Raw genomic sequence first — 25,508 nt, 5'->3', positions numbered from 1 at the left:
CCTTCGTGACCGTATCCACTCTCGTGCTCACGCGAGTCACCGCCACTCGGCGGTCCACCCTCGTCGGCGCCGGTGTCTGTCTGTTGTCCTTCGCGGGATTCTGGATCGCGCAGCGTCTCGCCGCGGTCTCGATGATCGATCTAATGGTCTACCGGGCCGAGGGCCGCACGGTCCTCGACGGGCTCGACCTCTACGCGATGCGCGCGACCCGCGCGGGTCTGCCGACGACGTATCCGCCGTTCGCGGCAGTGCTGTTCACGCCGCTGACCCTGCTGCCCGTCCCGGAGATGCGCACCCTCGCCACGGTGGGCAATCTCCTGCTCCTCGTCGCGTTCGTCCACCTCTCACTGAAGCTGACGTTCCGCGACGCGGTGCGGCCCGGTGCCGCGCTGTGGGTGGCCGCGATCGCCGTCTGGTGCGAACCGGTGTGGACGACCCTGCGCTACGGGCAGATCAATCTGCTGATCGGCGTCCTGGTCCTGTGGGACCTCACACGCCGCGACGGCCACCGCTGGGCGGGCGTCGGCATCGGTCTCGCGGCGGCGATCAAGCTGACCCCGGCGCTTTTCGCCGTCATGCTGCTGATCACCGGCCTGCTGCGGTTCCGCGAGGCCGGCTGGAACCCCTGGCTGCGGAAGGCGGCCGTGGCGGTGGGCGCGTTCCTCACCGCGAGCGTCGCGTCCGCCGTCGTCCTGCCGTCCGACTCCTACCGCTTCTGGACCGACATCGTCTTCCAGGCGGACCGGGTGGGGCGCGTCGAGGGCGCCGCGAACCAGTCGTTGCGCGGAGTGTTCGCGCGGGCGCTGCACACCACCGATCCGTCGCAGTGGTGGCTCCCCGTGGCGACCGTGGTCGCCGTGGCCGGGCTGGCTGTCGCGGTGAGCGCCGCGCGACGCGGCAGGACGGCGGAGGCCGCCATGGCCTGCGCGGCCACGGCACTGCTGATCAGCCCGGTCTCCTGGTCGCACCACTGGGTGTGGTGCGTGCCGATGGTGCTGCTCCTGGTGGCGCACGGCAGGACGGAGTGGGCGGCGGCCATGGGGATGACCTTCTGCTCGTACGCCCTGTGGCGGGTACCGCACGGCGCGGCCGAACGGCTTGAACTCGCCCAGAACCGGTCGCAGATGGTCTTCACGGCGCTCTATCCGACGATGGCGCTGGGGCTGCTCGTCTACCTGGCGGTCGTCGGCCGCGACGAGCGTGCGCCTGCGGACAAGGAGCGGGCGCCGGCGGATTACGCGGTGGCGAAGGAGTAGAAGCGCTTGAGCGTGCAGTGCTCGTCCAGGAGCCGCCCGTAGATGGGCTCGCCCTCCAACTCCCGGTAGGTCTCGATGGGGTCGCCTTTTATGATGAGCGCGCGGGCGCATTCCTCGCACCAGTACTGGAACGAGGCGTTGAGCGGATCCATGTCCCGGACGATGGGGGTGCCGCTGCCGCACCAGTCGCATTTTCTCCTGTGTGCACCCATCACTCAGCTCCAGCAGTGGCCGCAGGCCGTGCACACGTAGGACACTCCGCCGTTGTCGCCTAGCACTTGGGCCACATGGAACGAACCGCACGAAGGGCAGCTCAGGCCGCTGACCGACTCCGCCACCGCGAGCAGTTCACCGACCGTGTCGATGCTGCTGGCGGGCATCGCGCTCTCTCCTCCCCATCCGTGCCGTCGTCCCCCTCCGGCCGTCCGATTCTGTCACGGCTTGGCAAGGACAACACCATGATCAGGCCGGGCCTTTGCCTTCAGCGCGACCTTTGCCGTCGTCGGGGACCTGCCGTCACCGCGCCGACGACCGCGGCGCCGGCCAGCGCGAGCGAGACGACCCACAGGGCCTCGCCCGAAGCGGCGGGCCCCGCCGCGTCCAGTTGGGCGAGGAACAGCGTGCCGAAGGTCGCGACGCCGATCACCTGGCCGAGCTGGGTCACGGTCACCAACAGTCCGCTCGCGTCCGCCGCGTCCTCCTTACGGACGTGGGCGAGCGCGCCCGTCAGTGTGGGGCTGAACGCGAGCGCCAGGCCCGCGCCCGTGCCGAGGAACGCGGCGTACATCCACACCCCGCCGTCGCCGCCGCCCCGCAGCACCTGTCCGATGCCCACCGCGCACAGCGCGACGAGCGCGAACCCGGCCGGGATCAGCCTCTTTTGGAGGCGGGCCGGCCAGTTGCGCCAGGTCAGGCCGACCGCTCCGAAAGCGACGGCCGTCGGCACGAAGGTCAGCCCGGTGCGCAGCGCGCCGTGTCCGAGGCCGCCCTGGAAGTGCAGGGTGAGGACGAAGAGGAAGCCCGAGTTCACCGCCATCGACGTGGTGATCCGCAGGGCGGCCGGGCCCATCCCCGCGATACGCAGCACCCGCGGCTCGATGAGCGGGGCGCCGCCGCGTCGGGCGAGCCGGGACTCGTAAGCGAGGAAGACGCCGAAGGCCATGGCGCAGGCTCCGAGTGCCAGCCAGGTCCACAGGGGCCAGTCCTGCTCCTGCCCCAGGACCAGCGGGACGGTGAACAGCGAGACGGCGGCGGCCAGCAGTACGAGGCCCGGCAGATCCAGGCCACGGGTCCGGTCCGCGGACGCGGGACGGTCGTCCGGCAGTACCCGTGCACCGAGGACGAACAGCGCCACACCGACGGGGACGTTCACGAGGAACACCGGCCGCCAGCCCATCCCCAGGAGATCGGCGCTGACCAGCACTCCGCCGACGACCTGTCCCGCCGCCGCGCCGGTGGCGAGCACCGCCGCGTACGCGCCCAGCGCCCGGGTCCGCCGCTCGCCGGTGAACTCACGCTGGATGAGACTGAGCACCTGCGGGATCAGCAGCGCCGCGCCCGCGCCCTGCACCAGCCGGAAGGCGATCAACTGGCCGGTGCCCGCGGCCAGTCCGCAGGCGAGCGACGCCGCCGTGAACACGGCGAGCCCGCCGAGATAGGCGCGGCGGTGGCCCAGCAGTTCGCCGAGCCGTGAGCCGGTGATCAGCAGGACGGCGTACATGATGGTGTAACCGGCGATGACCAGTTGCAACCCGGCCCCGGAGGCGCCGAGTTCGGTACGGATCGTAGGCGCGGCCACATTGACGATGAAGGTGTCGAGCAGGGCCATGAACTGCGCGGCGAGTACGACGCCGAGCAGCGGGCCCGGCCGTCTGTCAGTGCCACCGGCTTTACTGAGTACCGGGGTGCCGGACGAGGTGGTCGGTGAGGGGGTTCTCATGACCGCGAGCCTCACCCGGTTCGGACACGGGGACCGAGAGCCCCCCGACACGGGTACTGACAGCACCTGGCAACAGCGGGGCGGGCACCGCACGATGGGGGGCGTGACGACGATGGCGATGGCACGGGTGACGGGCCGGCGGCGCAGACCCGAGTTGGCGGCCTTCCTCCGCAGCCGCCGGGCGCGGGTCACACCGGCGGACGTCGGTATGCCGCCGGGGCTGCGCCGCCGCACCCCGGGTCTGCGGCGCGAGGAGGTCGCCCAGCTCTCCGGTGTCGGGGTGACCTGGTACACGTGGCTGGAGCAGGGCCGTCCCATCAACGCGTCGGCGCAGGTGCTGGACGCGGTGGCGCGCACGCTGCGGCTCGACCAGAGCGAGCGCGAGCATCTCTACCAACTGGCCCGGGTGCCGTACGCGCCGGACCGGGAGGCCGACACGCACGCCGTCGACGCCGAGGTGCAGGGCATCGTCGACGCGCTGGACCCGCATCCGGCCGTCGTCTACAACGCGCGCTACGACATCCTGACCGCCAACGCCGCCTACCGGGATCTCTTCGATCTCCAGGTGCTGCGGGACATCGGGGTGCGCAATGTGCTGTGGATGCTCTTCGCCGTGCCCGAGCCTGACTGTCCGCTGGTCTTCCGGGACGTGGAGCTGCCGGTGATGGTGGCGACGCTGCGCGGCGCGTACGGACGGCATGTGGGCGAGCCCGCGTGGGAGTCGTTCGTACGGCGCCTGTCGGCGGCCAGCCCGTACTTCGCGGAGCTGTGGTCGAGCGGGGACGTGGTGCCGCCCGGCCCCCGGGTGAAGACGTTCCGGCACGAGGCGGTCGGTGAGATACGGATGACGTCGGTGTCGCTGTCGATCGACGGAATGCCGGACTGCCGGATCGTGGTCTACACACCGGACGACGAGGAGAGCCGGGACCGGACGGCGGCCCTGCGGAAACTGCGCCCATCACAAGAAATCCCGCCCTCGTGACGAGGACGGGATGTCGGAGTGTGGTGCTTGTGGAACTGAGGAGACCTGTGGAGCTAAGGAGAATTGAACTCCTGACCTCCTGCATGCCATGCAGGCGCTCTACCAACTGAGCTATAGCCCCTCATGTCCGTAGCGCTCCGCGCTGTGAACAAGAAGAACTTTAGCCTGCGGCCCGCCGGAAAGTGAAATCACGTCCGGCAGGCTCCTGGCGCGGTCCTACGGCCCGCGGCAGGCATCCGGGGGCGCCGGTCAGTCGTCGTCGCCGAGCACCGGCTCGGGGAGCGTCCCCGCGTTGTGCTCCTGAAGACGCCAGCCCCGCGCGCCCTCGCCCAGGACGGACCAGCAGCAGTTGGAGAGCCCGCCGAGCCCTTCCCAGTGGTGCGCCTCGAGACCGAGCAGCCGGCCGATCGTGGTGCGGATCGTGCCGCCGTGGCTGGCCACGACGAGCGTGCCGTTGTCGGGGAGCTTGTCCGCGTGGTGGAGCACGACGGGCGCGGCCCGGTCGGCGACCTCGGTCTCCAGCTCGCCGCCCCCGCGCCGTACGGGCTCGCCGCGCTTCCACGCCTGATACTGCTCGCCGAACCGCTCCACGATCTCCTCGTGGGTCAGGCCCTGCCAGGCGCCCGCGTAGGTCTCGCGCAGCGCGGAGTCGTAACTGACGGGGAGCCCGGTCAGGGTGGCCAGCTCGTTGGCCGTGGCCACGACGCGCTGGAGGTCGGAGGCGACGATCGCGTCCGGCCGCAGCGACGCCAGCAGCCGGGCGGAGCGACGCGCCTGCGCGACACCGTCCGCCGTCAGCTCGATGTCCGTCGTGCCCTGGAAGCGGCGCTCCAGATTCCAGGACGTCTGGCCGTGCCTCCACAGGATGACGCGGCGGCCTCTGCCGCCCTTGCCGCCGTTCAGCTCAGCTCACCTTCCATGGAGCCGTTCACGTCCGCGTGCTCGGCGCCCTTGTCACGGGTCTTGACGGCGTCCTCCGGCAGCGGCAGCTCCGGGCAGTCCTTCCAGAGGCGCTCGAGCGCGTAGAAGACCCGCTCCTCGCTGTGCTGGACGTGGATCACGATGTCGACGTAGTCCAGGAGGATCCAGCGGGCGTCGCGGTCGCCCTCACGGCGCACGGGCTTGGCGCCGAGCTCCTTCTGGAGACGCTCCTCGATCTCGTCCACGATCGACTTGACCTGACGGTCGTTGGGAGCGGAGGCGAGCAGGAACGCGTCGGTGATCGACAGCACGTCACTGACGTCGTACGCGATGATGTCGTGCGCGAGCCGGTCTGCCGCCGCCTGGGCGGCGGCGTTGATGAGCTCGATGGAGCGGTCCGTGGCGGTCACAGGCGATGCTTTCGTCGGCGGTCTGGAGACCCCCAGGGTCTCACGGACCGCCGACAAGCAGACGCAGCCTTGTGATCAGCCGCTTTCGTAGTCCCCACCGAGGGTGACCGAGACATCGGCGTTGGGCAGGGCCTTGTCCTTCTTGACCGCGCTCACCGGCAGCCCGAGCGTCTTGGCGACCTCTTCCGCCTGTGCCTTGTTCTTCGTGTCGCTGTAGGTGACCTGTGACGACGCGGCCGGATCGGCCGTACCGCCGTCCACGAAGGCATAGCCGCCGTTGATGATCGAGACCCGGGCGGCGTCCCTGTCCGCCTTGTCGCCCGTGGCGTTCTTCACACTGACCCGCAGTGCGGCGCCCTGCTCGGGGGCGCTGACGGTGCCGCCGAGGATGTCCTTGACGACGGTCTCGGTCGCCTTCTCACCAAGGGTGCCGTCCTCCGCGACGGGCAGGACGGTCGTCTTGTAGTCGCCGACCTTGGCGTGCGCCGCGAGGTTCGCCAGTGCGGCGCCCAGGTCCTGCTCGGTCATCGGCGGTTCGAGGATCTGCGCCAGGGTCTCGACGGTGATCGTCGCGCCCTTCGGGTCGTCCGAGATCTTCCGCAGGACGCCCTGCATGACCGCGCCGAAGCGCTCCAACTGCTTCACCTCGGACTCGCCGGACGCGAGGTAGGTGGCGTACGCGACGGCCGCCGGCCCGTTCAGCGTCTGTTCCTCGCCCTTGGTGACCAGCGGGTCCTCGCCCTTCTTGGCGGCGGGGACCTCGGCGTTCGTGGTGATGTCGATGTTGCCGACCAGCTCGACCAGATTCTCCAGATACGGGGTGTCGAGCCGCCAGGTGCCGGAGATCTTGGTGCCGAGCAGGGTGTCGACGGAGTCGCGTGTGCCCTGCGAGCCGCTGTCGGCGAGGGACTTGGCGAGGGTGCCGGTGGTGCCGGTCTCCCCGTCGGCCACGGCGAGGGAGTTGGGCAGCAGGACGGTGGTGCCCTGCTTGGTCGTGGAGTTGTTGACGAGCAGCGCCGTGGAGGTGTCCTTGTTCTTCGTGTTGTGCAGATTCACCATGATCACGTCGCGCTTCTGCGGCCCGGTGACGGTGTTGTCCTTCTTCTCGTCGGCCGAGAAGCCGGGCAGCTTGCCCGCGTACCAGAGGTAGCCGACGCCGCCGGCGACCACCAGCGCCATGACGACGACCAGCGCGACGACGCGGCTGCGGCCACGGCGGCGGGCCTCCTCGCGGCGCTCGGAGCGGCTTTCGGTGAACTTCAGCCAGTCGATGACGTCTTCGGAGTCGGCGTCCGGCTCCTCTATGAAGGAGAACTGCTCGGTCTTGTACTCACCGTCGGGCGCGGAGCGCCGCTGGCCGGGGACGGCGGGCTCGGGGGCCGGGGCGGGTGCGGAGGCGGGTGCGGGTTCTTCGACCGGCGCCGACTGCTGCTGATGCGGCTGCTGTTGGTGCTGTTGCTGTTGCTGTTGCTGCGGAATGTTCCACTGCGTGGTGTCGACGGCCGCCGGCTGCTGGCCGGTGTCGTAGCCGTAACCCTGCTGTTGCTGTTGCTGCTGGGCGTACGGGTCGTACGGAGCCTGCTGCCCGCCGTACGGGTCGTAGCCGTATCCCTGCTGAGTCTGCTGGTCCTGCTGCTGTTGCTGCGCGTACGGGTCGTACTGCTGCGCCTGAGGCGGCTGTTGTTGCTGTGGTTCCTGCTGCTGGTGCTGTTGTTGCTGATACACCGGCTGCCCGTACTCGTCGTAGCCCACGATCTGCGGCTGCGGGTAATACGGGTCGTACGGCTGCTGGTCGTTCACCGGTGCCCCTCTCCGTGGCTCATTCGCCTCGGTACAACTGGCGCTTGTCGATGTAGCGCACCACACCGTCCGGCACCAGATACCAGACCGGATCGCCCTGCGCGACCCTTCCCCGGCAGTCGGTCGACGAGATCGCCAGCGCGGGCACCTCCACCAACGAGACGCCGCCCTTGGGCAGTCCGTCGTCCGTCAGATCGTGTCCGGGCCGGGTGACACCGATGAAGTGGGCCAGTGCGAACAGTTCCTCGGCGTCCCGCCAACTGAGAATCTGGGACAGGGCGTCCGCCCCGGTGATGAAGAACAGATCCGCGTCGCCGTGCAGGGAGCGCAGATCCCGCAGCGTATCGGTGGTGTAGGTCTTGCCGCCACGGTCGATGTCGATACGGCTGACCGAGAACTGCGGGTTGGAGGCCGTCGCGATGACCGTCATCAGATAGCGGTCCTCGGCCGGGGAGACCGCCGCCTGGCTTTTCTGCCACGGCTGTCCCGTCGGTACGAACACCACCTCGTCGAGGTCGAACAGCGCGGCCACCTCGCTGGCCGCCACCAGGTGCCCGTGGTGGATCGGGTCGAACGTCCCGCCCATCACGCCGAGACGGCGCCTGGCGCCACGCGCGGGACCGGACGCGGAACGGGCGCTGATCGGCACTTTCCGCTCTCCCATGCCCGCTGAGCCTACTGGCACGGCGTTACGGCTCCGTCTCAGCGGTCGCGGTTGAAGCGGGTGGTGATCCACAGCGCCAGAAGCAGCGCGAACAGCGCCCCACCGCCGGTGAGGTACGCGCTGAGGCTGTCGTGGTTGCCGCTGTGCTCGCCGCCCTCTGCGGCGACGGTGACCAGGTTGGCTGCGGTGCTGTAAAGGCTCATCTTCGGCAGGACCTATTCCATCGGGAGCGGAGACTTCGCGGCACATCGTATGCGGGCCCACCGGGCACGCTCACGCCGACTCGGACGTTGTCCCGGCGACGGCGCACCGCGGCCCACGCACAACCGTAGCGGCACCGCATACGGTGGGGGCTGTCAGGGGGACGAGCCGACGACTCGTACGAACAGGGGATTTCCATGACCGATGACAGCCACGAGGCGCACGAGGCAGCCAGTCACGAGAATGTGCCGAGCAGGCAGCGCAAGCGCTTCCCCGGTATCTCCTCACGTGCGTACGAACATCCGGCGGACCGCTCGGCCCTGGTCGCGCTGCGCAAGCTGAGCGGTTTCGACACGGTCTTCAAGGCGATGAGCGCGCTGCTGCCGGAGCGCAGTCTGCGGCTCCTCTTCCTCTCCGACTCGGTGCGGGTCAGCGACGTGCAGTTCGCGCATCTGCACACGATGCTGCTGGACGCCTGTTACATCCTGGACCTGGAGAAGGTCCCCACGATGTACGTCGCGCAGAATCCCATGCCCAACGCGATGTGCATCGGTCTCGACGAGCCGATCATCGTGGTCAACACGGGTCTGGTGGAGCTGCTGGACGAGGAGGAGATGCGGGCGGTCGTCGGCCACGAGGTGGGCCACGCGCTGTCCGGGCACTCCGTCTACCGCACGATCCTGCTGTTCCTGACGAATCTCGCGCTCAAGGTCGCCTGGATCCCGCTCGGCAATGTCGCGATCATGGCGATCGTGTCGGCGCTGCGCGAGTGGTTCCGCAAGTCGGAGCTGTCGGCGGACCGCGCGGGGCTGCTGGTCGGCCAGGACGCGCAGGCGTCGATGCGCGGTCTGATGAAGATCGCGGGCGGCAACCATCTGCACGAGATGAACGTCGACGCGTTCCTGGAGCAGGCGGCGGAGTACGAGGCGGGGGGCGACCTGCGCGACTCCGTGCTCAAGATCCTCAACGTCCTGCCGCGTACGCACCCGTTCACGACGGTGCGCGCCGCCGAGCTGAAGAAGTGGGGCGAGAGCCGCGAGTTCCAGCGGATCATGGACGGGCACTACCCGCGTCGTACGGAGGACAAGGACACGTCCGTCAGCGACTCGATCCGCGACTCCGCCTCGCACTACGCGGACACGGTCCGCACCAGCAAGGACCCGCTGATGAAGCTGGTCGGCGACATCGCGGGCGGCGCGGGCGATCTGGGCGGCAAGCTCCGGGACAGGTTCACGGGCGCCGGTTCGCCGGGCAACAGCCGCGGCAGCGGCAGCAACGGCGGCGAGGGCGGCAGTGGCGGCGACGGCAACGGCAGCCGGCCGGCGGACGACAGCGACGGCAACTAGCCGCCGCGAGACACGCCCCGGGGCTCTAACCGCCGGGCAGCGCGCGGCTGTCCAGTACCCCGCACAGCCCGGCGGTGGGCGGCCCCGTCGCGTACGGATCGGTGCCGGCCGGGCCCGTGGGTTTCGCCCTGCCGCCGGCCAGCAGCGGTAGCAGCGTGCTCGACGCGCCGGTCGAGCACGCCTGCGGTCCCGCCTGGACCTGGCTGGTCAGCAACTCGGCCCGGTGTCTGGCCAGATCCTCGCGGTCGAAGCGGAAGTGCAGTGTCCGGCGGACGGTGAACAGCGACGCGTCCTGCCCCGCCGGCTGCCCGGCCGGGCGCAGCGCGTAGACGAAGGTGTGGTCCGACAGCACGTCGATCGTGCCGGCCGCCGACTCCGCGAACCGCAGCGTGCCCCGTACGTGTACGGCCGGGGCGGCCATCGCCACCTTCGCCGCGTCGAAGCGCACCAGCCAGCCCGCCGGCGCGTGTCTGCCGTCGTCGGCCGGGTTGGTGAAGCTCGCGTCGAACTGGGCGAGCTGCCCCGGATCCACCATCGCCCGCACCGTGCGCCGCTGGGCGCCGGACAGGACGTCCGGATCGAGGGACGAGGCGACGAGATAGTCCTTGGCGGTGGTCAGCGCGGTCATCACCTCGTTCTCCGTGAAGTTCGGTGTGCGCCGGGCCAGGGGCAGCGGGATCCCCGAGGCGCCCGTGGCGAACTTCGCCGCGGGGCTCTGCCGCAGCAGGCTCTCGGGGGGCCCGCCCGGCACCGCGCCGGCCGGGGCGAGCGGAATGACCGTCATACGCAGCGGTTCCGCCGAACGGGTGATCGCCGGCCGGTACGGGGGCCGGACACCGACGTAGACGGCGGTGCCGAAGGCCACGGCGATCACCAGCACCAGCAGCAGCACCTGGAGCGATCCCTTGCGGGGGGTCAGCGAGCCCGCGCCGGGCCTCTCGGCGGGGTCCCGTCGGCGTACGGCGTGGGAGTGGTCGCCCATGCGCTCCCGGGCGGAGAACTCCTGTAGCCGGGCAGCTCGGATGAACGATTCGTCGAAGACGACGGACCGGTATTCGTCCTCGCCACCGCCCGGCGTTCCGTCAGGCGTGCCCTCGGGTGGGTCTCCGCGCGCTGCCATACCTTCAGGTTAGGTCGGCGGGGCCGAACATAAACGCGGACGGCGTCCTCGGGAGCGACACCCGCGACGGAGCGTCACAGCGCTCTCCGGCGGGGCCACGAGGGTCAGGGACCGCCGCGCGGAACGGCGGAGACCTCGGGGACCGAATACTGGCTCGAGGCCGCCGGACCGCCCGCGCCGTGCGGCGCGTCGACGCCGGTCGTGGCGGGCGGCGGGACCCGGTCCTGGCGGTTGCCCGAGGCGCCTCGGTAGACGGCGGTGAACGCGAGGGCGACCATCCCGATGCCCATCACCACGGCGAGGATCCAGGCGACGGGCCGGTGCCAGCGGGCGCTGCCCCGGTAGGGGCGCAGAGCGCCGCCGTGGCGTCCGTACGGGCCGAAGTCGCCGTGCGGGTCGTCCGGGTCGTACGAGGCGCCGTAGGGCCGTCGGTCGGCGTACGCGCCCGCCGGGCCGAACCCGTCCTCGTAGCGGTCGTCGTCGGACGAGCCGCCGTACGCGCGGGCGCGGGCCGCCTCGGCATCGGCCCGCGCCTGCGCGGCGGCCAGCAGCCGCTCCACGGCGGTCGGTTCATGAACGGGTGCGGACCGGATGAAGTCCTCGTCGAACACCACGGAGGCGAAGTCCTCGTCCGCGCCTCCGCGGTCGTCGTCGGGCTCCCAGCCGTCCGGGAACGGCTTGCCCCCCACGTCGTCCGGCACCTTCTCAGAGTAGACCGGGGCGGGCGTTTTCGGCAGAGACAGCGGAGATTCCCTCGGATTCCCCCACAGAACTACCGTGTGTGACCGTCGCCCGTGACGATGTACTTGGTCGACGTCAGCTCCGGCAGCCCCATCGGTCCCCGCGCGTGCAGCTTCTGTGTGGAGATGCCGATCTCGGCGCCGAAGCCGAACTGGCCGCCGTCCGTGAACCGCGTCGACACATTGACCGCGACCGTCGTGGAATCGACCAACTGGGTGAACCGGCGGGCCGCCGCCTGCGAGGTGGTGACGATCGCCTCGGTGTGGCCGGAGGACCAGAGCCGGATGTGGGCGACGGCCGCGTCCAGCGAGTCGACCACGGCGGCGGCGATGTCGTACGACAGATACTCGGTCTCCCAGTCCTCGGCGGTCGCCGCCACGACGGTGGCCTTCGTACCGCCCGCCGCCTGCGCGAACTCCAGCACCCGCTCGTCGGCGTGCACGGTGACGCCGGCGTCGGCGAGCGCGTCGAGCGCGCGCGGCAGGAACGCGGCGGCGATGTCCTGGTGGACGAGAAGCGTTTCTGCGGCGTTGCAGACACTCGGGCGCTGTGCCTTGGAGTTGATGAGGATCTCGACGGCCATGTCGAGGTCGGTCTCGGCGTCCACGTACACATGGCAGTTGCCGGTGCCGGTCTCGATGACGGGGACGGTGGACTCCTCCACGACGGTGCGGATCAGCGAGGCGCCGCCGCGCGGGATCAGTACGTCGACCAGACCGCGGGCGCGCATCAACTCGCGTACGGAGTCACGGTTCTCGCCGGGCACGAGCTGGACGGCGTCGGCCGGCAGCCCGGCCCCGCCGACGGCGTCGCGCAGCACGCGCACGAGCGCGGTGTTGGAGGAGTACGCGGAGGACGAGCCGCGCAGCAGTACGGCGTTGCCGGATTTCAGGCACAGCGCCGCCGCGTCCACGGTGACGTTGGGCCGGGCCTCGTAGATGATCCCGACCACGCCCAGCGGGACGCGCACCTGGCGCAGATCGATCCCGTTGGGGAGCGTCGAGCCGCGCACCACCTCGCCGACCGGGTCGGGCAGCGCGGCCACGTCCCGTACGTCGGCGGCGATCGCGCGCACGCGCTCGGGGGTGAGGGTCAGCCGGTCGATGATCGCCTCGCCGGTGCCCGCTTCCCTGGCACGCTCGACGTCCTCGCCGTTCGCCTTGATGATCTCCTGCGTACGGACCTCGAGGGCGTCGGCGATCGCCAGCAGCGCGTCGTCCTTGACCGAGCGCGGCAGTGGAGCGAGATCCGCGGCTGCCGAGCGGGCGCGGTAGGCGGTCCTGGTGACCGGTGTCAGGTTGTCGTACGGCGAGAGCGAGGTCATGCCCGCAGAGTAATGCGCGTGCTGCGGGCACTTCCTCCGTATCCCGTACTACGAGACGGCCGCGGCCTCCGAGGTGTAATGGCGCGGCGGTAGGACGCGCGTACGGCACGGCCGTGCGACGCGACCGTCTCGTAGTACGTAGGACATGGCCGTACGACGCGGTCTCCTCGGTCAGAACGGGTGGACTCCCACCGGCGCGGCCGGCGGCGGGCCGTAACCCTCCGCGATACGCAGGTGGTAGGTCTCCCGGTCGATGACCTCGAGACCGACGATCTCCCACGGCGGCAGCTTGGCGCTCGAGCGGTGCTCCCCCCACAGCCGTAGCGCGACCGCCGCCGCGTCGTGCAGATCCCTGGCCTCTTCCCAGTAGCGGATCTCCGCGTGGTCGTTCGCGTACCTGCTGGTGAGCAGGAACGGATGGTCGTGGGCGAGCTGTTCGAGGCCCCGTCTGACCTCGGTGAGCGGCGCCTCGGAACCCGACACGCTGAGCGTGATGTGCCACAGCTTCGACACCGCGCGGTCCTCGCCGCGCGACTGTGCCTTCCGGGACGTGCCCGGATCCTGGACGTCGTCGAAGTCGTCGAAGCCGTCGAAGTCCGGCCCCGCTCCGACGCTGGTCAGCGTCCGCTCTTCCCCCGCGGCCCTCCGGGCGTGCAAGGTGCCTCCTCCTGACCCGAGGGACCCCGCCCCCGGGCGCGTTCGTCTCACCGGCGGCCTCCTGTTGCTGCGTCGTCCTACTGCTACCCCGCCTCGTACCCCTGAGACAAAGTTGACCAGCCCGGGACGGGGCATGGGGTGCTTTCGGTAAAGGTCCCTTCCAAAAAACCGGACTTTCAGCCGTTTCAGGGGAAGTCAGGGATGCAGGATGACCAGATCGTCCCTGTGTACGACCTCCCGCTCGTAAGCGGGCCCCAGATCCCGGGCCAGATCCCGGGTGGAACGGCCGAGGAGCTGGGGGATCTCCTTGGCGTCGAAGTTGACCAGACCGCGGGCCACGGCCCGGCCGGCGGTGTCACGCAGCTCGACCGGGTCGCCCGCGCTGAACTCGCCCTCGACCGCGGCGATCCCGGCCGGCAGGAGTGACGTGCGGCGCTCCACGACGGCCCGTACGGCGCCGTCGTCGAGGGTCAGGGCGCCCTGGGGCGTGGACGCGTGGGCGAGCCAGAGCAGCCGGTCGGCCGAGCGGCGTCCGGTTCGGCCGAAGTACGTGCCCGTGTCACGCCCGGCGAGTCCGTCGCCCGCGCGCCCGGCCGACGTGAGGACGACGGGGATGCCGGCGGCGGCGGCGATCCTGGCCGCCTCGACCTTGGTGACCATGCCGCCGGTGCCCAGTCCGGCCTTGCCCGCGCTGCCCATGGAGACGCCGACCAGGTCGGCGGGGCCGTCGACGCGCGCGATACGTGAGGTGCCCGGCTTGCCGGGGTCGCCGTCGTACAGGCCGTCGACGTCCGAGAGCAGGACGAGCAGGTCGGCGCGGACGAGATGGGCGACGAGCGCGGCCAGCCGGTCGTTGTCGCCGAAGCGGATCTCCTCGGTGGCCACGGTGTCGTTCTCGTTGACGACCGGGACGGTGCCCATGGTGAGCAGTTGGTCGAGGGTGCGGTAGGCGTTGCGGTAGTGCGAGCGGCGGCTGGTGTCGTCGGTGGTGAGCAGGACCTGGCCGACGCGCAGCCCGTAGCGCGCGAAGGACGAGGCGTAGCGGGCGACGAGCAGCCCCTGTCCGACGCTGGCCGCCGCCTGCTGGCGGGCGAGGTCGCGTGGGCGGCGGGCGAGGCCGAGCGGGGCGAGGCCGGCGGCGATGGCGCCGCTGGAGACGAGGACGATCTCCTTCTCGCCGCCGCTACGGGCCTTGGCGAGTACGTCGACCAGGGCGTCGACGCGGTCGGCGTCGAGCCCGCCGGAGGCGGTGGTGAGCGAGGAGGAGCCGACCTTGACGACGATCCTGCGGGCTTCCGTTACGTACTGCCTTACCACTGTCACGCGGCGAATCTATGCCAGCGGACGGCGGCGGCGCGCGGTCGTTTCACGCGCTGGACAGGGCGGGTTCCGCCCGCCGGGCGGGTACGGGTCGTACGCCCGCGCCTGTACGGCCGGCCTGCCGGGGTGCGCCGGGCGGCGCACACGGCGCGTACCTACGTACCCGCGAGTCCGCCGGTACGCCGCCGCGCCGAGTAGGGGGTACGCCTCCAGGCGTCGTGCCGGACCTGCGGAGCTGCGTGAACGTGTCGGCACTCGCGACGCGCCCGGCGCGCGAGCTGTCCGGGGGCGTACGCCTCCGGACGTACGGTCGGCCCGCCGGGGTGCGCGAGGTGGCAGGCACTGCCCGGCGGCCCACGCACCCACGCACCCGTGAACCCGCCCGGACGTGGCGACGGCCCGGAGCGGCCCCCCTGCGAGGGGTCGTCCGGGCCGTACACGCCGGTGTGCCGGTCTCAGCGGGCGACCGGGGCCTCGGCGCCGTTCGGCTCCTCGGCGTCCGCCGAGGGCGGCGCCTGCGCCACCGCGCCCTCCGCCACCGCGCCCTCCGCCTCGGGGTCGGCGGCCGGCTCGCGCTCCGGCTCCGCGCCGGGCTGCTCCTGGGCGCTCAGCCGCTGCCGTACGCCCGCGTTACGGGCCACGGCCTTGGCGCCCAGCGCGGCCACGGCGGCGTTGAACTGCTCGATCGACGTCGGCTCGTCGGGCCCGAGCAGATACGACTTCAACTCGCGCCTGGCCGAAGCCAGTTGGTCGGCCGCCGGATCGGCGACCGCCGTCAGCAGCTCGTCCAGCTCCGCCGCGCTGTTGGACAGGACGACAGCGGCCCGTACGGCGGTGTTCTGCCGCTTGAACTCCTCGACGCCGAGCTGCGCCGAGTCCGTCACGGCGTACGGCTTGCCGCTCGCGATGAAGTCCGACACCACGCTGGAGATGTCCGAAACCATGCCGTCGGACTGGTTGAAGCAGTCGTACAGCTTGGGCTCCGCGCCCGTCACGACCTTGTGCTCCCACCAGCCGAAGGTGCGCCAGTACGCGTCGTTCCACTCGGCCCGCAGGGCCTTCGCCCGGTCCAGGCGCTCCGGGTCGGCGAGCGAGACGCGCGACTCCTCCGACTCGTCGCCGCCGGAGCGGCCGGGGGCGGTGAGCGCGGCCAGTTGGCCCTCGATACGGGTCAACTCGGCGCGCGCGGCGCTCTGTCCGGCCTGCGCCTCGGCGACCTCCTTCGCCCAGCGGGGCTCGGCGGCGCGTGTCACGTTCGCCGCGTCGACCATGGCGGTGATCCGGTCGTGGACGGCCTTGGCCTTCTTGTCGCGGATGCCGGTGAACGGATGCGGCTTGTAGATGACCCGGACCGGCTTCTCGGCCTTCAGCAGCTTCTTGACGATGTTCTCGCCGGCCAGCAGGAGCGAGGTGTTGCCGGGGTTGTCGTCCCAGCCCTCCCAGGTGGGGGCGTACAGGATCGTCGGGACGGGGCGGCCCGGCGTGCCCGAGCCGGTCTTGATCGGCGCGAGCTGCGGGCGGCCCACCTCGACGATGTCGTCGTCACGGACGCCGACGTCGGCCAGCGCGTACCGGTCGCGCCCGGCCCGGCCGGCCGTCCACACCTCGTCGTACACCTTGCTGAACGGGTTGACGCTGGCGATCTTGTCGCTGTCGCCGTGGCCGATGAAGACGTGCTTCATGGTCGGCACGCGCAGCAGGTGGATGTTCTTGCCGACGTTGGCCGCGTACAGCGCGACCTCGACCGACGACAGGTCGAGGTTCATCAGGTGCGTACCGCCGGGGACGCAGAGCACCGGCAGCCAGGTCGGGGCGAGTTGGGTCATGATGGCCCGCTCGCGCAGCACGACCAGCGGCCGGCCCTCGGACTGCTCCAGGGTCTCCAGCCACATGTTGACCTGGTAGGCGGACTCCTTGGAGCCGGAGAAGTACAGGATCACCGAAGGCTGGTACTCCCGCAGCCAGTTGTCGACGGCGCCGAGGACCACCGGCGGCGTGGGCACGCGGCGGCTGCGGCGCAGGTAGGGCACGAGCAGCAGGATGTAGATCGCGCCGAGGACGAGAGTGACGCCGAGGCCCGCGTAGCCGTACGCGTCGGTGCCGGTCTGGGCGGCGACCAGCAGACCGGCGATCGCGAACACGTCGAGGTGGAGCATCTTCTCGGCGGACCGGTTCACCAGATACTCCGGCGGGGCGTCCGGGATACGCAGGGCGTGCAGGTCCACGTTGCGGGCGACGACCGGCATGCCGCGGCGCAGCCGGATCAGGGTCGCCAGCGCGCCCTGGGGTGCCTGGAGGCCGTAGAACAGCAGGAAACCGGCGACCGCCGCGTAGAACAGGGGCTGTTCGGCCAGGTCCATCCGGGCCAGGAGCAGCACGAGCAGCAACTGGCGCACCAGGAAGCGGATCGAGAGGCCGGCCCGGACCTTGTTGAGCCGGTTGATGAGATAGCTGTTGCGCTGATGCAGGAATCGGTCCGCGCCGTAGGTCACGGCGCAGGCCGCCGCGAAGAACCAGAGGTTCGGGATCAGCGCTGCGAGCATGACGCACGGGTATCCCAGCCCCAGCAGGGCGGCCGCGGCCAGCTCGGCTCGGCTGCCCACGCGGGCCAGGCGGATGGCGGTCGAAATCACGAAGAACCTGCTCCAGGAGAGGGTGCCGGTTATTTCACAGTTAGCGGGAATTGTGAAGCCGGGGCTTCACGCACACGGGCCTCTGCAATTCACCGAAAGGTGAACACAAAGGCCCGTAAATACAAACTTGTGGAGAATTATTACACATCTTCCTGACGGTCAAGGACCGAGGCCAGCGCCTGCTCGAATCCCGACCCGGCGGTGGATGCCTCCCGGGTCGGGTCCTGCTGACGTACGTCGATCACATGACCGGTCAGCTCGGACAGCAGAACGTCGAGCGACGTACGGGCCACGGCCTCGGAGGAGAGCAGCGAGCCGGCGGGCTCGACACCGAACGCTTTCGTACGCATCGGCGTCGCGGTCCGTTCCGGATTGACGCAATTCACCCGGATGCCGTCCCCCGCCCATTCGTCCGAGAGGGCCTGGGTGAGATTCACCATGGCCGCCTTGGTGGAGGAATAGAGGCTGTATTCGGCGCGGCCTCGGGTGTAGCTGCTCGATGTGTACAGGAGCAGTTGGCCCCTGGTCTCGGCCAGATACTTGTACGAGGCGCGGGCGATCTGGACGGGCGCCAGATAGTTGACGTTCAGCGCTTCTTGGATCGTCGTGTTGTCCGTCTCGGCCAGTTTGCCGATACGCAGCACGCCCGCCGTGTTGATCACGTAGTCGATCCGGCCGGTCGCCGAGTACGCCTTCGACAGCGCGTCGTCCACATGCTCCGGGTTCTCGACATGGGTGCCGGTGGTGGAGCGGCCCAGCGCGTACACGTTCGCGCCGTACCGCTCGGCGAGGGACGCGATGTCGGCGCCGATGCCGTACGAACCGCCGAAGACCACCAGCGTCTTGCCGGACAGCAGCTCGCGGTAGGCCGCCTCGTCCGCCTGGACGGGGGCGGCGGTGGAGGCGAGCTGGAACAGCTTGTCGGCGATGAAGACGTCGACCGGCTGCGTCACCTTCATGTTGTACTCGTCGCCCGCGACCACATAGATCGGCACGTCGGGCAGATAGCGCAGGACCACCGAACAGTCGTCGGTGGCCTGGAAGTTGGGGTCGCCGGCCGCGATCTCGTACGCCTTGCGGATCGTGGACAGCTTGAACGCCTGCGGTGTCTGGCCGCGCCGCAGCCGCGAGCGGTCGGGGACCTCGGTGATGAACTCGCCGTCGCCGCCGTGGGTGCGGGTCACGATGATGGTGTCGGCGGAGGGAATCGCGACGTCGACGGCGTCGTAGCGGTCGAGCGCGTCCACACAGTCCTTGATGACGCGCTGTGACAGAAGCGGACGGACCGCGTCGTGGAACAGGACGTTACGGTCCTCGCCGTCGGCGAGTCCCTCGCCGAGCGCCGAAATGGCGCGCTCCGTGGTCTCGTTGCGGGTCTGGCCGCCCTCGATGACCTTGGTCACCTTGGTGAGACCGGCCTTGAGGATGATCTTCTCCACGTCGGGCACGAAACCCGGTGCCATCAGCACGATCACGTCGTCGATCGAGTCGGACTGCTCGAAGATCGACAGCGTGTGCTCGATGACAGCCTTCCCCGCGATCTTCAGCAACTGCTTGGGGATCGACAGGCCCACGCGCTGGCCGGTACCACCGGCGAGCACGACTGCCGTGGTGCGGGGATGGGCTGCATGCGGCACAGACACAGAACGACCTACCTTGAGACGAGTGGGGAACGCTGTGATGGTCGCACTCTCCGTGACCGTCTCGCAAGGCGGACGCCAGTTACCCCACACTCACAGGAAACCATCCGTTCACCCTCTGGCCAGCCAGATTGGGCTCGCGTCCGGCCAAGTACGGCGTGACCGACACCACATCGGCACGCCGACCCGGCATGTACCTCCACCGGACCTCTACTTCGCGTCCGCTATTTTCCGGCCGCGAAGTAAGTGCCGCGTAAGGGAGGTCCCCCGCTCGTCAGCGTCTTTGCGGTTTCCGCGCTATTTCAGCGGTGCGTCCGCCACGTTGACGACGAGGTCGTTGGTCCCCATGTACATGATCTGTACCCGCACCCACTGGGCGGGCCGGCTCCTCAGTTTACGGACCACTCTGCGCAACGGTCCCCAGGGCCTGCTCTTACGTACTTCCGTGACCGGGTATTCGTAGATCGGCCGCTTCTCCACGACATCGTCCAGCACCCGCGCGACCTTCACCGGCGCCGCGTCCGGTGCGTACTTGAGCAGCAGGTCCCACGACTCCGACCTGGCGATCTGCCGCCCGGCCGGTCCCGAGACGGGGAAGGTGAAGCGGAAGCCGCGCTCCCCCTGCCGGCTGCCCGCGTACGTCAACTCCTCGGCGGCCTTGCCCCGTCGGCGTACCACGAGCGAGGGCTCCGGGGCCATCACACCGGCACCGAACAGCTCGCCCGCGAGCGTGATGCGCTTGCCCTCCACGCGGATCTCACCGGCCTCCGCGTGGATCGGCCGGACCCAGGAGCGCAGCGCGAGCAGCTTCCCGGGCCGGGTGGCGTACGGGACGAGATGGTGGACCGGCTCGCCGTGGCGCGCGCGTTCGCAGGCGCTCATCGCGCCGCGCTGGTCGATGGAGCGGGCCGCGATCCGTACCCGCCGTCCGGATTCCGGGAGTTCGGCGAAGCACTCCCACACGCCCTCGGTGAACTCGGCGTCCGCCGCGATCGTGACCGTGCCGTTGCCGGACAGCGGGAAAACGCGCTCCTCCGTACGGATGTCGGCGCGTACGCAGACGAGTTTCAGGCCCTCGTGCACGACCGCGGCGGCCTGCGGGGCGACGAGGGTGAAGGCCAGCGCGCCGCCGGAGTCCACCACACAGTCGGCGACCGGCGCGAAGTCACCGAGGGCCGCGCGCTGGGCGGCGACGGTCCCCAGCTCGCCGAACAGCTCCTCGTACTTCTTGGCGATCTGGCCGGGGTCGAACCGTGAGGCGTTGCGTACGGCCGCCGCGCTCATCCGGCGGCGCAGCGGCTCGTCGTCGATGAGGGTGATCAGCGCCCGCGCGACGGCGTCGGGGTCCGAGACGGGTACCAACAGGCCGTCCACGCCGGGCTGGAGGATTTCCCGGGGGCCGTAGTCGCAGTCGCTGCTGACGACCGGCAGACCGCAGCGCATGGCCTCCACGAGGGTCATGCCGAAGGACTCGTGGCGCGAGGTGGACGCGGCGATGGCGCCCTTCGCCCACTCCGGTTCGATGGGCGAGACCGAGCCCATCAGACGCACGCTGTTGTAGAGGCCCAGCGCGTCGACCTGCTTGCGCAGATTCTCCTTCTCCGGGCCGCCGCCGTAGATCCGCAGGTCCCACTGCGGGCGCTCGGCGACGACCTTGGCGAAGGCGTCGACAAGCACGCTGTACTGCTTCTCGGAGGAGAGCCGGCCGGCGGCGACGATCGTGGTGCCGGATCCGGTGGACGGCTCGATCGACGGCTCGGGCACGGAGTTGGAGATGGCGAGCACCCGGGTCGCGGGCAGCGGCATCCGCTCGCGGTAGACGGCGGCGTCTCCCTCGGAGACGGTGACGTAGGCGTCGAGCGCGTCGATGTGCTGGTACATCTCGTCGCGCAGCGCGGGCTTGTGGTGGTTGTACGTCATGTGCTCCTGGCCGATGAGCACGGCGCTCGCGGGGGCGAACTGGGCGACGTACGCGGCGAGTCCGGGCCGGGTCCCGATGACGACGTCGGCGTCCGAGTGGGCGTAGTGGTTCCTGACCCGTTCGTCGGTCAGCTTGCTGTACTCGCGGTAGCGCGCCTCGTGCCGGGGGAAGTGCTCGGCGGGCTGGAGATGGAGCGGATGGTCCTTCTCGTACGTCGGGGACTCCTTCCAGGTGTGGATGAGCGGTACGAGGGTGATGCGGGGATCCACGTCGAAGAGCGGGACGGGCCGGTGCCGGAAGACCGAGACGATCTCCACCTCATGCTGGTCGGCGAACTCCTCCGCGAGGTTGAGCGTGGTGCGGATGGTGCCGCCGATGCCGTAGATGGTGTGGATGAGAAAGGAGATCTTCACTCAACGCTCCGTTCGGTGTGTGGAACCCCGGGCGGTCGTTCCCGGGTTCCCCTTGGTTCCCCTTCAGGTCCGGACGGGTTCACGCGACCCGGTTGTGCGAGCACCTGGAAAGAACCGCATGACCCATTATTCCGCCCATATCGCTCAATGTTCGTAGATGGCTTTCGGCCACCCCGCGCGTCGTGGGAGCGCATGACGAAGGCCGCGACCCGCTCCGGAGGGGAGCGGGCCGCGGCCCCGATGACCGAGACGGCACGTAACCGACTATCAGCACACAGTCACTGCTCGTTCACTGCTCGAAAACGACGCTTACGGAACCGGACGCGAACCTGGTCGAACTGGCCCACGACCGCCCTCGCACCGCTAGAACGGCTTGAATTCGTCGTACTCCTTGTCCGCATCGTCCCGTTCCGCGTCCCGGTCCCTGCGTCGTACGGCGGCCGGTCGGGGCACTTCGAGACGGTGGTCCTCGCCGCGCCGCCCCAGCATCTCGGCACCGGCCATCACGGTCGGCTCCCAGTCGAAGACGACCGCGTCGTCCTCGGGACCGATCGCGACGCCGTCGCCGGAGCGGGCCCCGGCCTTCATCAGTTCGCCCTCGACACCGAGCCGGCTGAGCCGGTCCGCGAGATAGCCGACCGCCTCGTCGTTGCTGAAGTCGGTCTGCCGGACCCAGCGTTCGGGCTTCTCGCCGCGTACGCGGTAGAGGCCGTCCTCCTCCAGCGACACGGTGAAGCCCGAGTCGTCCACGGCCTTCGGCCGGATGACGACCCTGGTCGCCTCCTCCACGGGCTTCGCCGCGCGCTGGGCGGCGATGATCTCGGCGAGCGCGAAGGACAGCTCCTTGAGGCCGGTACGGGCCACGGCGGACACCTCGTACACCCGCAGACCGCGCGCCTCCAGCTCCGGGCGGATCATCTCGGCGAGATCCAGACCGTCCGGGATGTCGATCTTGTTGAGGACCGCGATGCGCGGGCGGTCGTCCAGCCCGCCGTACTGCTTCAGCTCCTCCTCGATCGTGTCGAGGTCGGAGATGGGGTCGCGCTCGGACTCCAGCGTGGCGGTGTCCAGGATGTGTACGAGGACCGAGCAGCGCTCGACATGGCGCAGGAACTCCAGACCGAGACCCCGGCCCTGGCTGGCGCCCGGGATCAGGCCGGGGACGTCCGCGATGGTGTAGACGGTCGAACCCGCGGTGACGACGCCCAGGTTGGGGACGAGCGTCGTGAACGGGTAGTCGGCGATCTTGGGCTTGGCCGCGGAGAGCACGGAGATCAGCGACGACTTGCCGGCGCTCGGGTAGCCGACGAGCGCGACGTCCGCGACGGTCTTCAGCTCCAGGACGATATCGCCGGAGCGGCCGGGCTCACCGAGGAGCGCGAAGCCGGGGGCCTTGCGGCGGGCGGAGGCGAGAGCGGCGTTGCCGAGACCGCCACGGCCGCCTTCGGCGGCGACGTAGGTCGTGCCCTGGCCGACGAGGTCGGCGAGCACGTTGCCCCGCTTGTCGAGGACGACGGTGCCGTCCGGGACGGGCAGGACGAGGTCCTGGCCGTCCTTGCCGGAACGGTTGGCGCCCTCGCCGGGCCTGCCGTTGGTGGCCTTGCGGTGCGGCGAGTGGTGGTATTCCAGGAGCGTGGTCACCGACTGGTCCACGACCAGGATGACATCGCCGCCACGGCCGCCCGTGCCGCCGTCCGGGCCGCCGAGCGGCTTGAACTTCTCACGGTGAACGGAGGCACAGCCGTGGCCTCCGCTACCCGCGGCGACAAGCAGCTCGACGCGGTCCACGAAGGTGGTCATGGTGGTGCCTCCAGTACATCGGAAAGTCTTGCGTACACAGGTTTCAATTGGTTTCAACAAGCGAAGGGCGGACCCGCTTCCCCTACGGGAAGTGAGGTCCGCCCTCGCGAGAAACCGATCGAAATCGCTCTACGGGTACCGAATTACTCGGCGACCGGAACGATGTTCACGACCTTGCGGCCACGGCTGGTGCCGAACTCGACCGCCCCGGGGGCGAGCGCGAACAGCGTGTCGTCGCCACCACGGCCCACACCCGAACCGGGGTGGAAGTGGGTGCCACGCTGACGGACGAGGATCTCACCGGCGAGCACGACCTGACCGCCGAAGCGCTTCACGCCGAGCCGCTGAGCGTTCGAGTCGCGCCCGTTACGGGTGGACGATGCGCCCTTCTTGTGTGCCATGTCTCCTCAGTCCCTTACTTCTTCGCAGCCGCGGGAATAGCGGTGACCTTGATCGCCGTGTACTGCTGGCGGTGACCCTGGCGACGGCGGTAACCGGTCTTGTTCTTGTAGCGAAGGATGTCGATCTTCGCGCCCTTGTGGTGGTCCACGACCTCGGCGATGACCTTGATGCCGTCCAGGACCCACGGGTCGCTGGTCACGGCGTCGCCGTCGACCACGAGCAGGGTCGAGAGCTCGACCGTGTCGCCAACCTTGGCAGTGGGAATCTTGTCAACCTCAACGATGTCGTCAACAGCAACCTTGTGCTGACGACCACCGCTGCGCACGATGGCGTACACGCGGATCTCACTCTCGCTCGGAACGGAACTCCTGATGCCAGCCGCTCACGGGACCCGGGGGCCCCGCTGCATCCGGGATGGGACGAACGGCCTCCGCCGACGGCGTCGAGGACAGCCACCGGTAGGTGAGGTGCTCAGGAGCTGGCGCGCACAGAAAGCACGCCGACGATGAAGAGTACGGGGCGGCTGGGTGGGGGGTCAAACCAGGTGGGGGCTGCCCCTGCGGAAGGCGCGCGGCGTCAGGACGCATTCGCCCTCGACTCGGGGTCCGCGTTCGGGCCGGGATCGGTCAGGCCCGTGCCGGCCGTCCAGAGCTGGCCAGTGAAGCTCCCGAGAGATTCGTGCCATACGGCGGTGGCCCGGCCCTCGGGACCGCCCGCGACCTGCCCGATGGCCACGGCCGACGGCTGCCTGCTGAGCTGTACCGGCGCGCTCCAGACGCCGTCGACGCGGGCGGCGTGCAGGAACACCCGCCCGTCCTGGTCACCCGTCGCGGCGTTCTGCACCCACCCCGCCTGGACCGAGCCGTCGGGGCCTATCTCGGCGTCGAACTGCTCGGGGACGTACTGCGTCGACAGGGTCTGTACGGCGGACCAGTCGCCGGTCGTCGAGCGGGTGACGGTACGGACGCCGTAGGTGTCGCGCCAGTCGACCCACACCAGGGTGATCTCCCCGTTCGGGGCGACCAGCGGCCTGGGTACGAGGGCGTTGTCGATCGGGCCGACGGTCTCGACGGGGCCCCACTCGCCGCCGCCCGCCGGGCGAACGACCGCCTCCAACACCTCGGTCCCCGCCGTGTCGGAGCCGGTCCACACGAGCATGGCCTCACCGTTCGGGCCCGCGCCGGCCTGAACGCCACCCGCCCAGGAGGTGGGGGCGGAAAGCGTCCTGGGAGCGGTCCAACCGGTGGCCCCGGCGGGCTTGTCGACGGCCTTGACCCTGTGGTGCTCCGGGCCGTACTCGCTCCACACCGCGGTCAGCGATCCGTCGGCGGCGACGAGGACCTGCGGGACACTTTCCTGTATCTCGGCCGGAGTGTCGTCCAGGCGGACGGCGGGTGACCAGGTGCCGTTCGCGCCGTCGCGCTCGGAGGCGTAGACCTGGGTGGCACGCCCGCTGGACTGGTTCCAGACCGCGACGGCCTTTCCGGACGCGCCGATCGCCGTGGTCACGTCGAAGAACCGGGTGCCCTGCGCGATGTCGACCGGGGTGGACCAGGCGCCTTCGGTGAGCGTCGAGGTGCGGATGGTGTTCTCGCTGCCGGCACGGACCCAGGTCAGGGTGACGGAACCGTCCGGCGCGGGCAGCAGTTGCACGGTCTCCCGGCCCGCGTTCAAGGTGTCGATCACGATCGGCGCGCCCCAGGTCGCGCCGGACGCGGGGCGCACGGCCACGCGGAGTTCGAGCTCAGAGCTCCCGGCGGCCTGCCGGTACATCGCGGCGACCACGGTTCCGTCGGTCGCGGTCCGCACGTCGATGACGTCCACGCGCTCCGCGGTGCCGGTCAGCGCGGTCGGGACGCTCCACGGGCCGTCCGCGGCGGCGCGCGTGCCGGTGGTGACGGACGCCGGCGCGGCGGCGGCCGCGGTCGTCGCGACCGCCCCCGAGGCGGCGATGCCCAGGGCGAGAACCGGTACGAGTGAGGCGCCGAGGATTCTTCCCACGGTCGCACGACGCGGCT

23 protein-coding genes and 1 tRNA gene are annotated in these 25,508 nt (G+C 70.2%); 3 read left to right on the top strand and 21 right to left on the bottom strand.

All coding sequences use genetic code 11. The features are described 5' to 3' along the window. The first annotated feature begins 5 nt into the window (after positions 1–5). A complete protein-coding gene (locus OG329_RS30250) occupies positions 6–1,256 on the top strand; it encodes a glycosyltransferase 87 family protein (protein WP_405799562.1) in 1,251 nt (416 codons plus the stop codon). On the opposite strand, the gene OG329_RS30245 is transcribed toward OG329_RS30250, so the two are convergent. The 3 genes from OG329_RS30245 to OG329_RS30235 all read right to left on the bottom strand — a co-directional run bounded on the left by OG329_RS30245 (position 1,235) and on the right by OG329_RS30235 (position 3,195). Next, positions 1,235–1,468 (bottom strand): hypothetical protein, encoded by a 234-nt coding sequence (locus OG329_RS30245; RefSeq protein ID WP_031231688.1) that lies wholly within the window; start codon positions 1,466–1,468, stop codon positions 1,235–1,237. The two genes, OG329_RS30250 and OG329_RS30245, sit on opposite strands and share 22 nt — an antisense overlap. 3 nt (positions 1,469–1,471) lie before the next feature. Further along, complete coding sequence (locus OG329_RS30240) at positions 1,472–1,636, bottom strand: hypothetical protein (protein ID WP_405799561.1); 165 nt, start codon at positions 1,634–1,636, stop codon at positions 1,472–1,474. A gap of 101 nt (positions 1,637–1,737) precedes the next feature. Then, positions 1,738–3,195: an MFS transporter gene (locus OG329_RS30235; RefSeq protein WP_405799560.1), complete on the bottom strand. Its 1,458-nt coding sequence runs from the start codon at positions 3,193–3,195 to the stop codon at positions 1,738–1,740. Positions 3,196–3,289: 94 nt separating this feature from the next. Between OG329_RS30235 and OG329_RS30230 the strand changes: the two genes are divergently transcribed. Next, the gene (locus OG329_RS30230) at positions 3,290–4,177 is read left to right on the top strand and encodes a helix-turn-helix transcriptional regulator (RefSeq protein ID WP_405802095.1); all 888 of its coding nucleotides are present in this window, start codon (positions 3,290–3,292) and stop codon (positions 4,175–4,177) included. A gap of 48 nt (positions 4,178–4,225) precedes the next feature. Here the strand turns inward: OG329_RS30230 and OG329_RS30225 are convergent. The 6 genes from OG329_RS30225 to OG329_RS30200 form a co-directional block, all read right to left on the bottom strand. Then, a tRNA-Ala gene (locus tag OG329_RS30225) sits at positions 4,226–4,298 on the bottom strand. Positions 4,299–4,426: 128 nt separating this feature from the next. Continuing rightward, positions 4,427–5,080 carry a histidine phosphatase family protein gene (locus OG329_RS30220; protein WP_405802094.1) on the bottom strand — a complete coding sequence of 218 codons (654 nt, stop codon included), beginning with the start codon at positions 5,078–5,080 and terminating at the stop codon, positions 4,427–4,429. Then, positions 5,077–5,508, bottom strand: coding sequence for a ribosome silencing factor (rsfS, locus tag OG329_RS30215; RefSeq protein ID WP_405799559.1), 432 nt, complete (start codon positions 5,506–5,508; stop codon positions 5,077–5,079). The genes OG329_RS30220 and rsfS overlap by 4 nt, the downstream gene beginning before the upstream one ends. 75 nt (positions 5,509–5,583) lie before the next feature. Further along, the gene (locus OG329_RS30210) at positions 5,584–7,308 is read right to left on the bottom strand and encodes an LCP family protein (RefSeq protein ID WP_405799558.1); all 1,725 of its coding nucleotides are present in this window, start codon (positions 7,306–7,308) and stop codon (positions 5,584–5,586) included. Between the two features lie 19 nt (positions 7,309–7,327). After that, the gene (nadD, locus tag OG329_RS30205) at positions 7,328–7,972 is read right to left on the bottom strand and encodes a nicotinate-nucleotide adenylyltransferase (protein ID WP_405799557.1); all 645 of its coding nucleotides are present in this window, start codon (positions 7,970–7,972) and stop codon (positions 7,328–7,330) included. Positions 7,973–8,010: 38 nt separating this feature from the next. Continuing rightward, the gene (locus OG329_RS30200; protein WP_405799556.1) at positions 8,011–8,175 is read right to left on the bottom strand and encodes a hypothetical protein; all 165 of its coding nucleotides are present in this window, start codon (positions 8,173–8,175) and stop codon (positions 8,011–8,013) included. A 195-nt stretch (positions 8,176–8,370) separates the two neighbouring features. Here OG329_RS30200 and OG329_RS30195 point away from each other — a divergent pair, with 195 nt between their 5' ends. Next, a complete protein-coding gene (locus tag OG329_RS30195) occupies positions 8,371–9,519 on the top strand; it encodes a M48 family metallopeptidase (protein WP_405799555.1) in 1,149 nt (382 codons plus the stop codon). 25 nt (positions 9,520–9,544) lie between these two features. Here the strand turns inward: OG329_RS30195 and OG329_RS30190 are convergent, their stop codons facing one another. From OG329_RS30190 to OG329_RS30135, 12 genes are all read right to left on the bottom strand, one after another. After that, positions 9,545–10,639, bottom strand: a complete 1,095-nt coding sequence (locus OG329_RS30190) for a hypothetical protein (protein ID WP_405799554.1) — start codon at positions 10,637–10,639, stop codon at positions 9,545–9,547. Positions 10,640–10,743: 104 nt separating this feature from the next. After that, positions 10,744–11,340: a hypothetical protein gene (locus tag OG329_RS30185; protein WP_405799553.1), complete on the bottom strand. Its 597-nt coding sequence runs from the start codon at positions 11,338–11,340 to the stop codon at positions 10,744–10,746. Positions 11,341–11,411: 71 nt separating this feature from the next. After that, positions 11,412–12,704, bottom strand: coding sequence for a glutamate-5-semialdehyde dehydrogenase (locus tag OG329_RS30180; protein ID WP_405799552.1), 1,293 nt, complete (start codon positions 12,702–12,704; stop codon positions 11,412–11,414). A gap of 171 nt (positions 12,705–12,875) precedes the next feature. Continuing rightward, on the bottom strand, positions 12,876–13,412 hold the full coding sequence (locus OG329_RS30175) for a hypothetical protein (RefSeq protein ID WP_405799551.1): 537 nt from the start codon (positions 13,410–13,412) through the stop codon (positions 12,876–12,878). 144 nt (positions 13,413–13,556) lie between these two features. Next, positions 13,557–14,684, bottom strand: coding sequence for a glutamate 5-kinase (proB, locus tag OG329_RS30170; protein ID WP_405799550.1), 1,128 nt, complete (start codon positions 14,682–14,684; stop codon positions 13,557–13,559). A gap of 452 nt (positions 14,685–15,136) precedes the next feature. Next, positions 15,137–17,314: a hypothetical protein gene (locus OG329_RS30165; RefSeq protein WP_405799549.1), complete on the bottom strand. Its 2,178-nt coding sequence runs from the start codon at positions 17,312–17,314 to the stop codon at positions 15,137–15,139. Positions 17,315–17,454: 140 nt separating this feature from the next. Next, the gene (locus OG329_RS30160; RefSeq protein ID WP_405799548.1) at positions 17,455–18,957 is read right to left on the bottom strand and encodes an SDR family NAD(P)-dependent oxidoreductase; all 1,503 of its coding nucleotides are present in this window, start codon (positions 18,955–18,957) and stop codon (positions 17,455–17,457) included. A gap of 294 nt (positions 18,958–19,251) precedes the next feature. Beyond that, positions 19,252–21,288 (bottom strand): glycosyltransferase family 4 protein, encoded by a 2,037-nt coding sequence (locus tag OG329_RS30155; RefSeq protein ID WP_405799547.1) that lies wholly within the window; start codon positions 21,286–21,288, stop codon positions 19,252–19,254. Positions 21,289–21,651: 363 nt separating this feature from the next. Further along, entirely contained in the window at positions 21,652–23,088 is a 1,437-nt protein-coding gene (obgE, locus tag OG329_RS30150) for a GTPase ObgE (RefSeq protein WP_405799546.1), read from the bottom strand. Positions 23,089–23,231: 143 nt separating this feature from the next. Further along, the gene (gene rpmA, locus OG329_RS30145) at positions 23,232–23,489 is read right to left on the bottom strand and encodes a 50S ribosomal protein L27 (protein ID WP_363242380.1); all 258 of its coding nucleotides are present in this window, start codon (positions 23,487–23,489) and stop codon (positions 23,232–23,234) included. 14 nt (positions 23,490–23,503) lie between these two features. Then, complete coding sequence (gene rplU, locus OG329_RS30140) at positions 23,504–23,827, bottom strand: 50S ribosomal protein L21 (protein ID WP_354603360.1); 324 nt, start codon at positions 23,825–23,827, stop codon at positions 23,504–23,506. 239 nt (positions 23,828–24,066) lie between these two features. Then, positions 24,067–25,491, bottom strand: coding sequence for a hypothetical protein (locus OG329_RS30135; RefSeq protein WP_405799545.1), 1,425 nt, complete (start codon positions 25,489–25,491; stop codon positions 24,067–24,069). Between the last annotated feature and the right edge of the window lie 17 nt (positions 25,492–25,508).

This window comes from Streptomyces sp. NBC_01506 (assembly GCF_045040295.1).
Lineage (GTDB): Bacteria > Actinomycetota > Actinomycetes > Streptomycetales > Streptomycetaceae > Streptomyces.
Note: the sequence above shows the minus strand (reverse complement) of the source record. Positions and strands in the feature narration are given on the sequence as shown.

What these genes read in the sequence shown, in the direction of transcription:
- rpmA (WP_363242380.1), bottom strand. Translation starts at nt 23,489, where the DNA reads ATGGCACACAAGAAGGGCGCATCGTCCACCCGTAACGGGCGCGACTCG.
- OG329_RS30230 (WP_405802095.1), top strand. Translation starts at nt 3,290, where the DNA reads ATGGGGGGCGTGACGACGATGGCGATGGCACGGGTGACGGGCCGGCGG.
- OG329_RS30235 (WP_405799560.1), bottom strand. Translation starts at nt 3,195, where the DNA reads ATGAGAACCCCCTCACCGACCACCTCGTCCGGCACCCCGGTACTCAGT.
- OG329_RS30200 (WP_405799556.1), bottom strand. Translation starts at nt 8,175, where the DNA reads ATGAGCCTTTACAGCACCGCAGCCAACCTGGTCACCGTCGCCGCAGAG.
- OG329_RS30180 (WP_405799552.1), bottom strand. Translation starts at nt 12,704, where the DNA reads ATGACCTCGCTCTCGCCGTACGACAACCTGACACCGGTCACCAGGACC.
- obgE (WP_405799546.1), bottom strand. Translation starts at nt 23,088, where the DNA reads ATGACCACCTTCGTGGACCGCGTCGAGCTGCTTGTCGCCGCGGGTAGC.
- OG329_RS30240 (WP_405799561.1), bottom strand. Translation starts at nt 1,636, where the DNA reads ATGCCCGCCAGCAGCATCGACACGGTCGGTGAACTGCTCGCGGTGGCG.
- nadD (WP_405799557.1), bottom strand. Translation starts at nt 7,972, where the DNA reads ATGGGAGAGCGGAAAGTGCCGATCAGCGCCCGTTCCGCGTCCGGTCCC.
- OG329_RS30190 (WP_405799554.1), bottom strand. Translation starts at nt 10,639, where the DNA reads ATGGCAGCGCGCGGAGACCCACCCGAGGGCACGCCTGACGGAACGCCG.
- OG329_RS30245 (WP_031231688.1), bottom strand. Translation starts at nt 1,468, where the DNA reads ATGGGTGCACACAGGAGAAAATGCGACTGGTGCGGCAGCGGCACCCCC.
- OG329_RS30195 (WP_405799555.1), top strand. Translation starts at nt 8,371, where the DNA reads ATGACCGATGACAGCCACGAGGCGCACGAGGCAGCCAGTCACGAGAAT.